A 14577-nucleotide genomic window follows, 5' to 3' on the forward strand; every position below is an offset into this window, starting at 1 on the left:
CTTGGGCTGGTTCCGTGCTCTGGACCGGTCAGCTCAAACGCCTCGCCAGCCCGCGCCGTTCCTGGCTCTGGCAGTCGGGGCTTGAGGCGTCTCGAAGCAATGCGCAAAGAGCCATGAAAAAAGCCCCGTTCACACGGGGCCTTGTCGGGGTTCCGACGAATGGCAGCCAGTCGCTGCCATCGCCTGAAGAGAGGGTTCAGCTCAGACGTTGAACAGGAAGTTCAGCACGTCACCGTCCTTGACCACGTACTCCTTGCCTTCGGCGCGCATCTTGCCAGCGTCCTTGGCGCCTTGCTCGCCCTTGTACTGGATGAAGTCCTCGAAGGCGATGGTCTGGGCGCGGATGAAGCCCCGTTCGAAGTCGGTGTGGATCACGCCAGCGGCCTGCGGGGCCGTATCACCCTTGTGGATGGTCCAGGCACGCACTTCCTTGACACCGGCGGTGAAGTAGGTCTGCAGGCCCAGCAGGCCGAAACCGGCGCGGATCAGGCGGTTCAGGCCGGGTTCGTCCTGGCCCATCTCGGCCAGGAACATGGCTTTGTCCTCATCGCTCATCTCAGCCAGCTCGGCCTCGGTCTTGGCGCAGATCGCGACCACCGGGCCCTTCTGGGCGGCGGCGTACTCCTTCAGGCGATCCAGGAAGGGATTGTTCTCGAAGCCGTCCTCGGCCACATTGCCAACGAACATGGCCGGCTTGGCCGTGATCAGGCACAGGGGCTTGAGCACCACCAGCTCTTCCTTGCTGAAGTCAATGGAGCGCACCGGCTTGCCCTCATTGAGGGCCGCCTCGCACTTCTTCAGCACCTCCACCAGGCGCAGGGCGTCCTTGTCGCCGCCGGCCTTGGCCACCTTGGTGTAGCGCTGCAGGCTCTTCTCGACGGTGGAGAGGTCGGCCAGGCACAGCTCGGTCTGGATGACCTCGATGTCGGAGATGGGGTCGACCTTGCCGTTCACATGGATCACGTTCGGGTCTTCGAAGCAGCGCACCACATTGACGATGGCGTCGGTCTCGCGGATGTGCGAGAGGAACTGGTTGCCCAGGCCTTCACCCTTGGAGGCGCCCGCAACCAGGCCGGCGATGTCCACGAACTCCACGATGGCCGGCACGATGCGCTCAGGCTTCACCACCTCGGCCAGCTGAGCCAGGCGCGGATCGGGCAGCTCGACCACGCCGACATTGGGCTCGATGGTGCAGAAGGGGTAGTTCTCGGCGGCGATGCCGGCCTTGGTCAGCGCATTGAAGAGGGTGGACTTGCCGACGTTGGGCAGGCCCACGATGCCGCATTTGAGGCTCATGGAAGGCTTTCTGATTGGCGCCAGGGCTGGCGTGGACGCAAAAGTGCGATTTTAAGGGGTCTTGTTCGCCCGCCGGCCGCAAGCCGCGCGCCTGCCTACAATCACGCCATGGACCCCTATGACATCCTCATCCGCGGCAGCGGCATCGTCGGGCGCAGCCTGGCGTTGCAGCTGGGCAGCCAAGGCCTGCGCGTGGCGCTGCTGGGGGAGGGTGAGCCGCGGCCGTTGCGGAGCGAGGACGTGCGTGCCTATGCCCTCAACGCCGCCTCGGTGGGCTTGCTGCGGCAGCTCAAGGTCTGGGATGCCCTGCCCGAGGACGCGCGCAGTCCCGTCCACGACATGCGTATCCGGGGGGATGCTGACGGCGCCCTGCTGGGCTTCTCGGCCTGGCAGCAGGGGGTGTCCGAGCTGGCCTTCATCGTCGATGCCGGCGAACTTGAACGTCAGCTGGCCCAGGCCCTGCGCTTTGCGCCTCGGGTGGATCTGGTCAGCCAGGCGGTGCCGGCCCGGCTGGAGGCCTTGTGCGAAGGCCGGGAATCCCGCCGTCGGGCCGAGCTGGGTGTGGCATTCGTGCCGCAGGCCTACGGCCACCGCGCGATTGCCGCCCGCCTGACGGCCAGCGTCCCGCATCAGGGTGTGGCGCATCAATGGTTCCGGTCGCCCGACGTGCTGGCGCTGCTGCCCTTTGACAGGCCGCAGCCGGCGGCATCCTATGGCCTGGTGTGGTCCTTGCCCGAAGCCCGGGCTCAGGAACTGCTGGCCCTGCCCGTCGAGGCATTCGAAGCCGCTTTGACAGACGCCACCGGCGGGGCCGCCGGTGAGCTGCGCCTGGCCGGCGAGCGCCAGAGCTGGCCCCTGGCTCTGGCCCGTGCCGATGTAGTCTCTGGCCCCGGCTGGGTGTTGCTGGGTGATGCCGCGCATCTTGTGCATCCCCTGGCCGGGCAAGGACTGAACCTGGGCCTGGCGGACGTGCGGGCCCTCAGCCAGGTGATCGCCGGGAAGGAGAGCTGGCGCAGCCCGGGGGACGCGCGCCTGCTGCGCCGCTATGAGCGCTCCCGGGCCCTGCCCACCCTGGCAATGGGAGAGTTGACCGATGGTCTGCTCAAGCTGTTTGCAAGCGAGGCCGCGCCGGTGCGCCGGCTTCGCAACGAGGGCCTGCAATGGCTGGACCGGGCTGCGCCGCTGAAGCGCTGGCTGACTGCCCGAGCCTTGGGTCAATGAACGTCATCGGGTCCGCAGAGGCCCCGATCCACAAGAGGAAGACGATGCACGCGATGAACTATGCACGCCTGGCCGCCGCTGGCCTCCTGGCCCTGGCCGCTACAAGTGGCTGGGCCAATGAGACGGTGATCCGGAAGGCCCTGGGCGAGCGCCTGCCTGGCTTCAAGGTGGACGAGGTCCGGCCCACGCCCATGCCGGGCGTCTGGGAGGTGCGCACCGGATCCGAGCTGCGCTATACCGATGCCGCCGGCAACTACCTCATCGAGGGTGAGATGCTGGACCTGCGCGCCAAGAAGAACCTCACCGAGGAGCGCGTGGCCAAGCTGACGGCCGTCGAGTTCGCCAATCTGCCGCTGAAGGATGCCGTGGTCTGGAAGACGGGCAATGGCAAGCGCAGGATCGCCGTCTTCGCCGACCCCAACTGCGGCTACTGCAAGCGCTTTGAACGCACCCTGCAGGACGTCAAGGACCTCACCGTCTACACCTTCGTGATCCCCATCCTCGGACCAGATTCCGTCGAGAAGACCCGCGCCATCGTCTGCGCCAAGGACCAGACCGCAGCCTGGCGCTCCTGGATGCTGGATGGCACGGTGCCTGCCAAGCCTGAAGGCAAGTGCGACGACGCCGTCACCGAGCGCAACCTGGCCTTCAGCCGCCGCCACCACATCAATGGCACGCCGGCCATCCTGTTCGAGGACGGTACCCGCGTGCCAGGCGCCATCAGCGCCGAGCAGGTGGAGCGCAGGCTGCAGAGCCTGTCCGGCAAGTCCTGAACGCCCTCGCCACGAGTTCATGCGCCGAGTCCGGGCCTCGCGGCCTGCTCTCAGCATCCCGACCGCCAACCCTAGCCCCATCCTCACGCCGCCATGTCTGAACAGGCCCTGCGTCCGCTGCCTCTGAATCCCATCGCCGTGCGCCTGGGCCACCTGAGCCTCCTGCCTTTCGTGCTGGGTGTGCTCCTGGTCTGGCTGGTGCGGGCAGACGTGCATGTCTACGTGGTGGACGGGCTGTCCATGTATGCCGCGCTGATCGTCGCGATGCTGGGTGGCATCCACTGGGGGCTGGGCATGCGTCAGACCGTGCCCTCACCCGCCCCCTTCATCTGGGGCACCGTGGCCGTGACGGGGGCCTGGGTGGGTGCCATCATGCAGGCCTATGCCGGGCTGGTCGTCCATGGCGTGATGCTCATCGCCTGCTACCTCTGGGACCGCCGCCACTACCCCGGCCTGGGCGCCGGCGCCTGGCTGACGCTGCGCTTCCGCCTCAGCGCCGTCGCGGCCCTGTGCTGCTTCCTCGGTGCCGCGGGCACTTGAGGCCCTCTGTTCGTGATCGCCACCGACGCTCGCCCCCGATGATCCACTACCGCATCTCGACCGCAGCGCTGCATGCCCATCTCTACGACGTCCAGCTGACGGTGCCTGCGCCGGGCGCCAGCCAGCGGCTGTCGCTGCCGGTGTGGATCCCGGGCAGCTACATGGTGCGCGAGTTCTCCCGCCACCTGGGGCCGATCACGGCGCGCCAGGGCCGCCGCGAGCTGCCCGTGCGCCAGCTCAGCAAGAACGAGTGGCAGGTGGACGGCTTGGGCAAGGGCCCCCTGGTGCTGAGCTACCAGGCCTATGCCTTCGACACCTCGGTGCGCTGTGCCTACCTCGATACCCAGCGCGGCTTCTTCAACGCCGGCAGCCTCTGCCTGCAGGTGGAGGGGGCGCAGGAGCAGCCGCATCAGATCCAGCTGGCGGACCTGCCCCGGGCCTGGCAGGTCGCCACGGCCATGCCGACGGCCAGCGGCGCCCGGACCCGCCACCTCTACCAGTCCGCCGACTACGACGAGCTGCTGGACCACCCCTTCGAGCTGGGCACCTTCTGGCGTGGCGAGTTCCAGGCCCGCGGCGTTCCCCATGAATTCGTGGTGGCCGGGGCGCTGCCCATCTTCGACGGCGAGCGCCTGCTGCGCGACGCCCAGCGCATCTGCGAGGCGCAGATCGATTTCTGGCATGCCCAGGGCCGCAAGCGCGAGGCTCCTCCCTTCGGGCGTTACGTCTTCTTGCTCAATGCCACGGAAGACGGCTACGGCGGGCTCGAGCACCGGGCCAGCACGGCCCTGATCGCCACCCGTCGCGACCTGCCTCGCCTGGGCCAGGCCGAGACCAGCGACGGCTATGTGCGCCTGCTGGGCCTGGTCAGCCACGAGTACTTCCACACCTGGAACGTCAAGCGCCTGCGTCCGCGCGACTTCGCGCAGTTCGACTACGGGCAGGAGAACTACACCGAGCTGCTGTGGTTCTTCGAGGGCTTCACCTCCTACTACGACGACCTCTTCCTGGTGCGCGCCGGCCTCATCGAGGAAGCCCGCTACCTCAAGCTGCTGACGGGCAACGTCAACACCGTGCTTTCCGGCCCTGGCCGCCTGCGTCAGTCGGTCGCGCAGAGCAGCTTCGAGGCCTGGACCAAGTACTACCGCCAGGACGAGAACAGCCCCAACAGCATCGTCAGCTACTACGTGAAAGGCTCCCTGCTGGCCCTGTGCCTGGACCTCAGCCTGCGGGCCGGCGGCACCAAGGGCGCCAGCCTGGACGCGCTGATGCGCAAGCTCTGGCGCGAGACGCCCGATCGCCTGCTCGACGAGGCGCAGGTGCTGGCAGCCGTCGAATCCCTGGGCTCGGCCGAGTTGTCCGGCCAGCTGCGGGACTGGATCCATGGCTGCGAGGATCTGCCCCTGGCGCCCCTGCTGGAGAAGTTCGGCGTGCAATGGACGGCCGACAAGCTCGGCCTGGCCCAGCGCCTGGGCCTGCGCGTGAGCGATGCCCAGGGGGTGCTGACCGTCAAGCAGGTGTTCAGCGGCGGCGCGGCCGAGGCCGCGGGCTTGCAGGCAGGCGATGAACTCATCGCCTGCAATGGCTGGCGCCTGCGCAGGCTAGAGGACACGTTGCTGAGCCTCAGCCCCAAGGCCCCCCAGCGTCTGGACCTCTGGGTGGGACGTGAGCAGCGTGCCCTGGCCCTGCAGCTGCGTCTGCCCCTGGACCGCCCCGCTGGCGCCCCTGTGCTGCTGAGCCTGACCGACAAGGCTCCGGCCCGGCTGCAGAGCCTGCGTCGGGCATGGCTGCAGGGCGGCTGAAACGCCGCACGCTTGCTGCGGGGGCCGCGCTGGCCCTGGCCGTGCTGTGGCTGCATGGGCTGATCCTGGATCGCCTGGCCGACGAGGTGGCAGGCTGGCATGAACTGACCCCCATGCCGCCGCGCCTGAGCGCCGCTTTTGTCCGCACGCTCAAGCCCACGACGCCGCCAGCGGCCAGGCCAGCGCGGTCGCAGTCGCAGTCGCAGTCGCAGTCGCGTCCAGCGGCAGCCGGCCATGCCGCCGCTGCAGAAACCGCCGAGGCGCCTGCTTCCGCGGCTTCTGCGCCGCTGCCGGCGGTGGCGGCCGCAGCGTCATCAGCAATGCCGCCGGACCCTCCTGCGGCCCCTGCGTCAGCCCTGGCCGCTGCGTCGGCCGTTGCCGATCTGACAGCGCCAGCCGCCAGTGCCGCGCCGCAGCCGCCAGCCCTCGGCGTGGCCGCGGCCAGCGATTCTGAGGACTTCCAGCCTGGCCCCGAATGGCCGGCCTCCACCCGCCTGGACTACCGGCTGCGCGGCAACTACCGCGGCGCCGTGACGGGGCGGGCGCGTGTCGAATGGCTGCGCGAGGGGCGCCGCTACCAGGTGCATCTGGAGGTGGCAGTGGGGCCAGGTTTTGCCCCCCTGATCACCCGGACGATGAGCAGCGAGGGCGTGCTGACACCCCAGGGCATCCAGCCCGAGCGCTTTGACGAGGACACCCGCATCCTGCTGGCCGCAAGGCGGCGCCTGACGCTGCAGTTCCTGGATCGCGAGCTCCTCTTTCCCAACGGCCGCCGGGAGTGGGCGCCGGCCGGCGTGCAGGACGCCGCCAGCCAGTTCGTGCAGCTGACCTGGCTCTTCCTGACCGGCCGGGAAACGCCCAGGGCTGGCCACGAGATCCGCCTGCCCCTGGCCCTTCCGCGCAAGCTCTACGCCTGGCGCTACCGTGTCGAGGGCGAGGAGCAGCTGGACACCCCCATGGGCCCGCTGGCCGCCTGGCATCTGCGCCCCCTGGTCGAGAACACAGGCAGCGACCTGCGCGCCGAGGTCTGGCTGGCGCCCTCGCTGCAGTACCTGCCGGTGCGGCTGATGATCCGCCAGGATGACCAGACCTGGATCGACCTGATGCTGCAGTCTGCCCCGCTGCAGGCGGCGCCCTGAGTGCGGGCCGCCGGGCAGGCCTTCGGGGGCCCGTATAGTTGCGCAAATTCCAAGGAGTCACCCCATGAGCCAGTACGAATGCATCCTGACCGAGGTGCGCGGCGACGGTCCCCGCAAGACCGGCCTCATCACCCTGAACCGCCCCAAGCAGCTCAACGCCCTGAACGACCAGCTGATGGACGAGCTGGGCCAGGCCCTGCTGGCCTTCGACGCGGATGACGGCATCGGCTGCATCGTGCTGACAGGTTCCGAGCGCGCCTTCGCCGCCGGAGCGGACATCCCCACCATGGCGCCCCACAATTTCATGAGCGCCTTCAAGAGCGGGCTGATCTCCAAGAACTGGGAGACCATCCTGCAGGTGCGCAAGCCCGTGATCGGCGCCGTGGCCGGCTTCGCACTGGGCGGTGGCTGCGAGTTGGCGATGATGTGCGACTTCATCATCGCTGCAGACACCGCCAAGTTCGGCCAGCCCGAGATCAAGTTGGGCATCATTCCTGGTGCTGGCGGCACGCAGCGCCTGCCGCGCGCCGTGGGCAAGAGCAAGGCCATGGACCTGCTGCTCACCGCCCGCATGATGGACGCGGCCGAAGCCGAGCGCGGCGGCCTGGTGTCCCGCGTGGTGCCGGCCGACAAGCTGCTGGACGAGGCCCTGGCCGCCGCCCAGACCATCAACGGCTTCAGCGCGCCCTCGACGATGCTGATCAAGGAACTGGTCAATCGCAGCTTCGAAGGCCCGCTGCTGGATGGCGTGGCTGTGGAGCGCCGCTATTTCCACGCCCTGTTCGGCACCGACGACCAGCGCGAGGGCATGGACGCCTTCCTGAACAAGCGCGCCCCGGACTTCAAGCATCGCTGACTTACTGCAAACAATCCGACGTGCGAATGATGGATTGTTTGTGAATCAGCAATAGATTCTTGCCACGGCCCTGGTGTTTCTACCAGGGTGCGATCCCTACAGTCACGGTCATGGACAGACGCCTTGCGGTCGCAAGGGGTCTCAAGCCCGGAACCTCACTGCAAAGGATCGCCTCATGAACACCCTGTCCCGTACCGTCGCCCTGGCTCTTGTTGCTGCGCTGGGCCTGCCCGCGCTGGCCCAGACCGGCACATCGCCCAGCCGAGAAGAAGTGATTGCCGAGCTGCAGCGTGCCCGTGCCAGCGGTGAGCTGGCCCGCATGAACAGTGAGGACACCGCGCTCTTCGGCCAGCCCGTGGCGCCCGCCGCCACCGCCCTGGCCAAGAAGGACGCCGCCAAGCCGGCCGCCAAGCCCGAGCAGGCCAAGCCCGCTGCCCCGGCTGCCTCGCGTGATGCCGTGAAAGCCGAGCTGCAGCGCGCCCGCCAGGCTGGTGAGATGGACTTTGCTCAGGCCGAGCTGGGCCCGGGCCTGAACGGTGGCGCTGCCAGCAAGCCGTCGGCCGACCCGGTGCTGGCCGGCCAGCCGGTGCAGACGGCCAAGTGAGGGCGGCCCAGCAGACCAGGTCCAGGTGGGTATCGAAGATACATACCTGGCATCCTGTCCTGAACGATTCCCCCGCCTCTGCGATGAATCGGCAGCGAAGTTGCAGCCCCTCTGCGGCGCTTCCTGGACGGATGCGCGGGATCGGCACGGCACTCCGGGGACACACGGCCAGCGGGTTGACCACGAGACCGCGGGCGTTTGGAGCCCGCTTGCTGACGGAGCTGCGGGCCACAGGTGCGGTCCGTTCGACCGCTGCATTCAGTCAGCCAATTCAACGCGCCAAAGACAGAGTAGCCCAGCGTATCAGTCGTGGTCAGTACCTGGGCTGGTTCCGAGCTCTGGACCGGCCAGTTCAAACGCCTCGCCAGCCCGCGCCCTTCCTGGCTCTGGCGGTCGGGGCTTGAGGCGCCACGAAGCAATGCGCAAAGAGCCTTGTTTTAGAAGAAGACTCAGTGAGGAACTGAACGCACCTTCAGGAGCGCTGCATCCAAGATCTTCATATCAACTACCGAACCGGCTCGGTCCTGTGCAGCTACCCACTTGCGCAGCCCCTCGCGCATGACGGCCAATCCCTCTTGAGTAAGGTCGGACGCCATGATCACAAGGTCGTCAGTTACGGCAGACGGCAACACTGATGCATTGAGCTTGTTTTCAGTAATGAATTGCAGCAAGTATTTCGCTTGCTCTCGACATTTGTACTTGTATTCAGTTCTCTTCGACGCGGACAGCAGTCCAGGCAACGTGTAGATAGGGAAGTCTTTCATTTGACTCACTTGACTCGCATAATTCTGGTTGCAATGTCGCTGACTTCAATCAGCTTGCCAGTGCCGTACTTGTTCTCTCCACTTTCGAAGTTGTAAATGCCAGGCGCAATGGGCAAGGAAGGTCCTGGTCGGTAAGCCATAGGCTCCACTGGCGCCAACGTCGGCGCGGTGCCATCCAGGTTCAGTCGGCTCACCGCACGTTCGCCCAACTCCAACCCAGCGGATGCCGGTGAGCCGTAGTCATCGCCTCCAGCCCAATCGGGCATTGCAGCTCGCGTTACGGCAGCTCGGGCCTGCGAGTCACTAGCAAAGCTGGATGGGTATCGCGCCAGCAGGCGCCGGGTTTCGGTGTCGTCTTTGCCCCACCGGCTGTAGTTGTCGCCGCTCGCCAAGCTCTCCCCAATCGCACTCCCCAAATTAAACACCCACCTCTCGGCGGGTTTATCACAACAGTGCTAGCGCCGGAACCTCTCATCCTCCTGCGCAAGCGTTCTAACTTGGTTAATGAACCCAATCAGACCGGGCGAGTCGTTAAGCTCTGCACGAACATCATCAAGCAATCCAAAGAAATCCATAAACTCCGCCGAATTCAGCTCGTCCGCACAAATCATATCCATGCCGAATTCATCCATTGACTGAAGCAGCTTTACCGAAACTTCTGAACCTTTCCCGTGGCGGCGCAAAGCATCGGCGATTCTCTCAAAATCAATGGTCCGCACATCCAGCGATTTGCCCCTTGCAACAATTATCGTTCCGGCCATCTTATTCTCCCAAATAAATAATTTTCCGCTGAGAGCTCAAAGGCAATGTATCGACAAAGTCAAATAGCCTCTGGGAGTTCGAGGGGGTCAGGAATCTGATATCAAATGGCATCAAATCGACGCCATCGGGTCTGGCGAGTTTGGCAGCGAAGGATTCAGAAAACTTGGGAAAGGTCTTATCAAAATAGGTATTGAGCTTATTGGCGGCAGCAAAGGTATCCGGCGTGAGCTTCAAGTCCATTCGAGCCCCAGCAAAGGGGCCAGATTCAACGATGAAGTCGGCGCTCGTACCGGCCGGCGCCCGCCCAAGCCTGCCACCCAGATAGTTCTCCATCTCTGCCGCGACGCCGGCCTCTCCCGGCCTAAATTTACCCACGTCGCCGTCAAGCGCGTTTAGACGCCGTTGCGCTCCGAGTTCCACCGGGTCGCGAGCGACCAGCCGTGTTGGGCCAGCATCGTTCAAACTCAAGCCAAGCCCTGCGCCATCCACAGTTCCTGTACTGCCAACCCGAGCCGCAACAAACCCATCCGCAACCGCCATTCTCTCCGCAACTGCGAAGCTATTGCGCACCGAGAGCCCCTGGCGACCACCAAGTACGGACAGCGCAGCCATCGAGGTGGTTTCCAAGAGCTGTCCCGTACTACGCCCCGCTGCACCCATCTCCCCCTTGGACAGATTGACCACCGTGCGCCCTGCGGAGTTCACGACGCTCCCGCCAGTCATCCACGGAGCTAAAGCGGCTTGGGCGCCGTAGTACACGAGCGTCTTGGGCAAGCCCATCTCGTTCACACTGCGGTAGAAGCCGCTGCGTGTGCCGTGAATGCCTCGCCAGCCATCAAAAGTGTCCAGCCCAAAGTTGCGAATTCCTGTCCACGCTCCGCTGACGGTCTCGCTCACTTGAGCCTTGAAACCCTCCCCGAAGCTAGTCTCTGCAACTGTACGATGTCCATATAGCTCGACGGGGTTCTGCGGCGTGAAGTGGCCTGAGCCGTCCCTGGCCAGGAACGTGAATGGCAGATTGCCTGACGACGCATTGACCAATGACTGCTGCGGAGCAGCCATGGCCGCCAGGCTATCGCCCAGCAGCATGCGATCAAACGCCCGGTCCTCAGCGCTGTAGCCCATGCCGGCACCGATCACCTTCGCGCCGTTGCTTGCGTACATGCCCCGAATGTCTCTGGGGTCCAGAGCAACTTCGCGTGCCGCTGCATCCTGCGAGAACGTCTGGGGCCGCCGCAGTCGAGCCCATTCAGCCGCGCTTTCATCCGGCGCATTGCGCCAGTCCACGCCGGGGCTGCCCAGGCTCTCCCCCAACACACTGCCAAGCGTACTGGCAAACACCGACTCATAGCCCCGCCGATTGCCACCGACGAGGGCGGTGACGGCAACGCCGGAGGCGAAGCCTTTCGCGAACTTGGTGCCTAGATCCCCTATCGCGCGGCCGATGCTCGAGCCGTTCAGGGCAGAGCCTACGGCCGATCCAATGCCGGCACTCAAGGCTGAGAGCATGACGTGTTGCCAGTTCCAGTCGCCCCGCAGGGCCATGTTTACGGCGGAACCCAAGGCTGCGCGACCGACAACGGCTTCCCAGGAGGTGCCATGCAAGGCCGACAACACGCCATCTGCGCCGGCCATGACGGAGATGCCTTCGCCGATCGCCGCTCCCAGAGCGGCCTGGCCCACCGCCCGCCAGCTGAAGCTGTCGATCTGCCCGATGGCCAGGCCCACGACCTGGCTGGCGATGGAGCCACCCGCCGCCGCAGCGGCACCACCGGCGACCGAAGCAAAAGAGCCCAGGGAGCCGAAAAACTTGGTGGCGGCCCCGTGCGTGGCAAACGTCACCGCGACGGCGACGGCCACCATGATGAGGGTGCCCAAGCCGCCGCAACCGTCCTTCTTGGGCGGCGGCGGAGGCAGGGGCTGGGTGGGGTCGACGCTGCCCAGGGCCTCGGCAGGGTTGTAGGGCCGCCAGGTGTGGGCGTTGTTGTGGATGTTGGTGAGCTTGTTGGGAATGACGAGGACCTGGCCCGCCTTGAGCGCGGCATTGGCATCCAGCCCATTGGCCTGGGCGATGAGATACCACATGGCGCCGTCGCCCCAGAGGTTCTGGGCGATGCCGGCGAGGGACTCGGCATCGCTGTGGACGGTGTAGAAGGCGGGGGCGCTGCCGGGGTAGCGGTCGTTGACGGGTTCGAAATTGGAATCAAAGTCCACCCGTGCCTTGTCCAGCGGGGCCTTGTAGAACGTGTCGCGGGGCTTGGCGGCGCGCGCCGCGTCGTCGCGGGCAAGCTGCTCGGCATAGCTGACGCGCAGCTTGTCCTCGGGGGTGTTGCTCAGGTCGCCAACGCGGTGGCCGTCGGCGTAGAAGAAGTCGTGGACGGACGTCTTGTAGGCAGAGACGCTTGGGTCGTACTGCACCCGCTCGCGCCGCAGCACCTGGCCGTTGGCGTCAGTGATGTAGTTCTGGGTCAGCTTGGCGATGGTGTCCTCGGTGCGGCGGATGTAGCCATTGACGTCGTAGGAGAAGCTGGTGCGGCCCTCCTCACTGACGACGTAACCGGTGGGCTGCTCGGGAATGGGCAGCCCGCGGAAGGCGAGGTACTCCGCGTTGTAATAGACCTGTTTGGACCAGGTGCGGGTGTACTTGTGAGTATCCTGCTGCTGGGCTTCGTCGCGGTACTGGTAGCTGTAGTCGGTGACGGTCTCGCGGGACTTGTCGCTGGCCGTGTACATCACGGAGCGAGCCAGGGCACCCGCCCCCTCGCGGGTGGCGGTGCTGAGGGACAGGTCCGGGTTGTAGTAATAGTAGTTAAGGACATAGTCGCGCTGGCTGTCTCCCCCGTCCGTGAAGATCTGCCCCAGTACGCGGCTGTCCTTGTCGTAGGTGGTCGAGGTGGTCCGCGTCGTGCCCTTGGTGTGGAGGTCGTAGGCATTGACGGTGCGGCCGAGGTCGTCCAGGTCACGCACGGCGATGGCGCGGTCTTGCTCGGTGGTGTCCCGGATCACCAACTCCTTTGACGCGGAGAGTCTGTCCGAGGACCGGCGCTGAGAGGGGGGGAGCACTTCGGCATTGAAGTACTCCCGCTTCCGGGAGCTCTGCCGGGTCTGTGTCAGGTAGCCGTCGCCACTGTAGTCATAGGTCTCGTCATAGATGGTGTTCCCTGACCGGTAGTTGTCGTAGACGCGACGGCCAGCGCGGTCATAGCCGATGAAGTGGCCTTCCTTGTAGCCCGGACGGTCGAATTCCTCTCCAAAGAGGTCATAGGCGACGACGGAGGCAGAAGCGTCGTTCAAGGCCTTGGCTCTGGCGCCGCTGAGCTTGCCCTTGGTGATGACGAAGCGGTTCAGTGCGTCGTAGTCGTACCAGTAGTCCTGCTCGGCATCGGTGCGCAGGCCGGCGGCGCCGTCCTGGTAGGTGGCGTGGATGCGGCGGCGGTTGCCGTTGGCATCGAACTCGTAGTCGACGGTGAGAGACCGCTGCACAACTGGACCCATCGCGCGCAGCCACTCGGCCCACACGCTGAAGATTTCGGCATGCGCAAAGGATTCGAGTTTTTGGGCCCGTTTTGGGACCTTTCGAGCCCTTCCCCCAGGCCCTTGGGCCCCTCAAGACGGACTACTGCTCGGACACGGCAGCAGCCGCCCGCTCTGCAGCTTCCTCGTCGCCTTGAGCAGATTGAGCCCCAGCGCCGCCCAGGCCATCTGCGCCTGCGTCTTGGCCGCCCCGAAGTACCGTGCCCGGCCCAAGTGGAAGCGCCGCTTCATCGTGCCGAAGCCCTGCTCGACCTTGTAGCGCAGCGTGGCGATGGCCCGGTTCATCCGGGTCTGCAAGGGATGCACAGGATGGCCCCGGCTGCCCTTGAACTGGATGAGATCCCCAATGCCCTTGGCCGCCAGATACTCGCGATTCGCTGCGCTCGCATAGCCCTTGTCGGCCAGCACGCCTTCAGCGGGGATGCCTTGCTCGATGAGCGCGTCCACGATGCCCGGCAGCTTGCTCACCTCCGCCTGGTTGGCCGGATGCACCTCCACGTGCTCGACGTAGCCATCCTCCGTCTCCACCGCGCTGTAGCCCCGATAGCCAAAGAACGCGTCCTTGCCCTTCTTGACCCAGCGCGCCTCGTCGTCCGCGCTGTCCACCACGTCCGCCTTGCCTTCGTCATCGACCTCGATGTGCTGATTGGGCCGAGCCGCGCTCTCGATGATGGTCGCGTCGATGATCGCCCCGCGGCTGCCGGCCACCTTCAAGCCTTGGCCTTCGAGCTGCACGTTGACCCGGCGAAGTAGCACTTGGTCCAACTTGGCCCTGACCAGCCGGTTGCGAAAGCGGCAGATCGTCGTGGCGTCCGGGAAGCTGCCATCGCCAGGCTCGAAGCCGGTGAACACCATGAAGTCCAGCCGCACCTTCAGCGCGTGCTCCAGCTGCGTGTCCGACAGCCCGTGCCACTGGCCCAGCAACATCAGCTTGAACATCGCCAGCGGCGAGTACGGCTACGGGCCTCCGCCGTGCGTGGCCTCGCGCTTGTACAGGCCCTTGAGCTTGTGCGCGATCTCGGCCCAGTCCAGCAACTCGTGCAACTTCATCGTCGGCGAGTCCTGGACCAAGGGCTTGGCGCCCATCAGGAAGAAGCTATCCATGTCGCCATTGCAACCCCGATGACCGATCACGGCGCATCAGGGAAGTTATGCAGCGGTCTCGGTGAAGAAGTTCTTGTCCTGCACGCGCACGATGCGGTTGAGTTCGTCGTAGGTGATGAGGGCGTCCTGGCCAGGGGTGTTGGCCGACTGGGTGGAGCTGGGCGCGGTGGCGCCGCCGCCGC

Annotated in this window: 11 protein-coding genes and 1 pseudogene; 7 read left to right on the top strand and 5 right to left on the bottom strand. The window is 65.8% G+C overall.

Annotated features, from left to right (window positions below):
- Positions 1-201: 201 nt before the first annotated feature.
- Complete coding sequence (ychF, locus tag ACS5PK_RS22310) at positions 202-1296, bottom strand: redox-regulated ATPase YchF (RefSeq protein ID WP_439442474.1); 1095 nt, start codon at positions 1294-1296, stop codon at positions 202-204.
- Positions 1297-1404: 108 nt separating this feature from the next.
- Between ychF and ACS5PK_RS22315 the strand changes: the two genes are divergently transcribed.
- The 7 genes from ACS5PK_RS22315 (at position 1405) to ACS5PK_RS22345 (ending at position 8231) form a co-directional block, all read left to right on the top strand.
- Positions 1405-2517: an FAD-dependent monooxygenase gene (locus ACS5PK_RS22315; RefSeq protein WP_439442475.1), complete on the top strand. Its 1113-nt coding sequence runs from the start codon at positions 1405-1407 to the stop codon at positions 2515-2517.
- 53 nt (positions 2518-2570) lie between these two features.
- Entirely contained in the window at positions 2571-3290 is a 720-nt protein-coding gene (locus ACS5PK_RS22320) for a DsbC family protein (protein WP_439442476.1), read from the top strand.
- 93 nt (positions 3291-3383) lie between these two features.
- Positions 3384-3830 (top strand): DUF3429 domain-containing protein, encoded by a 447-nt coding sequence (locus ACS5PK_RS22325; RefSeq protein WP_439442477.1) that lies wholly within the window; start codon positions 3384-3386, stop codon positions 3828-3830.
- Between the two features lie 38 nt (positions 3831-3868).
- Positions 3869-5632, top strand: a complete 1764-nt coding sequence (locus tag ACS5PK_RS22330; protein ID WP_439442478.1) for a M61 family metallopeptidase — start codon at positions 3869-3871, stop codon at positions 5630-5632.
- On the top strand, positions 5614-6771 hold the full coding sequence (locus tag ACS5PK_RS22335) for a DUF3108 domain-containing protein (RefSeq protein WP_439442479.1): 1158 nt from the start codon (positions 5614-5616) through the stop codon (positions 6769-6771). The genes ACS5PK_RS22330 and ACS5PK_RS22335 overlap by 19 nt, the downstream gene beginning before the upstream one ends.
- Before the next feature lie 64 nt (positions 6772-6835).
- The gene (locus ACS5PK_RS22340; protein ID WP_439442480.1) at positions 6836-7627 is read left to right on the top strand and encodes an enoyl-CoA hydratase; all 792 of its coding nucleotides are present in this window, start codon (positions 6836-6838) and stop codon (positions 7625-7627) included.
- Positions 7628-7802: 175 nt separating this feature from the next.
- Complete coding sequence (locus tag ACS5PK_RS22345; protein ID WP_439442481.1) at positions 7803-8231, top strand: hypothetical protein; 429 nt, start codon at positions 7803-7805, stop codon at positions 8229-8231.
- A gap of 449 nt (positions 8232-8680) precedes the next feature.
- Here ACS5PK_RS22345 and ACS5PK_RS22350 read toward each other — a convergent pair whose 3' ends face one another.
- The 4 genes and pseudogenes from ACS5PK_RS22350 to ACS5PK_RS22365 form a co-directional block, all read right to left on the bottom strand.
- A complete protein-coding gene (locus tag ACS5PK_RS22350; protein ID WP_439442482.1) occupies positions 8681-8995 on the bottom strand; it encodes a hypothetical protein in 315 nt (104 codons plus the stop codon).
- A 455-nt stretch (positions 8996-9450) separates the two neighbouring features.
- A complete protein-coding gene (locus ACS5PK_RS22355; RefSeq protein WP_439442483.1) occupies positions 9451-9756 on the bottom strand; it encodes a hypothetical protein in 306 nt (101 codons plus the stop codon).
- A gap of 1 nt (position 9757) precedes the next feature.
- A complete protein-coding gene (locus ACS5PK_RS22360; RefSeq protein WP_439442484.1) occupies positions 9758-13276 on the bottom strand; it encodes a LysM peptidoglycan-binding domain-containing protein in 3519 nt (1172 codons plus the stop codon).
- A gap of 87 nt (positions 13277-13363) precedes the next feature.
- Positions 13364-14395 (bottom strand): annotated as a pseudogene (locus tag ACS5PK_RS22365) (IS5 family transposase).
- Positions 14396-14577 lie beyond the last annotated feature (182 nt).

The organism is Roseateles sp. DB2 (assembly GCF_051857535.1).
Lineage (GTDB): Bacteria > Pseudomonadota > Gammaproteobacteria > Burkholderiales > Burkholderiaceae_C > Roseateles_B.

Excerpts from the sequence above, each read along its gene's own strand:
- ychF (WP_439442474.1), bottom strand. The coding sequence starts at position 1,296 with ATGAGCCTCAAATGCGGCATCGTGGGCCTGCCCAACGTCGGCAAGTCC.
- ACS5PK_RS22315 (WP_439442475.1), top strand. The coding sequence starts at position 1,405 with ATGGACCCCTATGACATCCTCATCCGCGGCAGCGGCATCGTCGGGCGC.
- ACS5PK_RS22320 (WP_439442476.1), top strand. The coding sequence starts at position 2,571 with ATGAACTATGCACGCCTGGCCGCCGCTGGCCTCCTGGCCCTGGCCGCT.
- ACS5PK_RS22325 (WP_439442477.1), top strand. The coding sequence starts at position 3,384 with ATGTCTGAACAGGCCCTGCGTCCGCTGCCTCTGAATCCCATCGCCGTG.
- ACS5PK_RS22330 (WP_439442478.1), top strand. The coding sequence starts at position 3,869 with ATGATCCACTACCGCATCTCGACCGCAGCGCTGCATGCCCATCTCTAC.
- ACS5PK_RS22335 (WP_439442479.1), top strand. The coding sequence starts at position 5,614 with ATGGCTGCAGGGCGGCTGAAACGCCGCACGCTTGCTGCGGGGGCCGCG.
- ACS5PK_RS22340 (WP_439442480.1), top strand. The coding sequence starts at position 6,836 with ATGAGCCAGTACGAATGCATCCTGACCGAGGTGCGCGGCGACGGTCCC.
- ACS5PK_RS22345 (WP_439442481.1), top strand. The coding sequence starts at position 7,803 with ATGAACACCCTGTCCCGTACCGTCGCCCTGGCTCTTGTTGCTGCGCTG.
- ACS5PK_RS22350 (WP_439442482.1), bottom strand. The coding sequence starts at position 8,995 with ATGAAAGACTTCCCTATCTACACGTTGCCTGGACTGCTGTCCGCGTCG.
- ACS5PK_RS22355 (WP_439442483.1), bottom strand. The coding sequence starts at position 9,756 with ATGGCCGGAACGATAATTGTTGCAAGGGGCAAATCGCTGGATGTGCGG.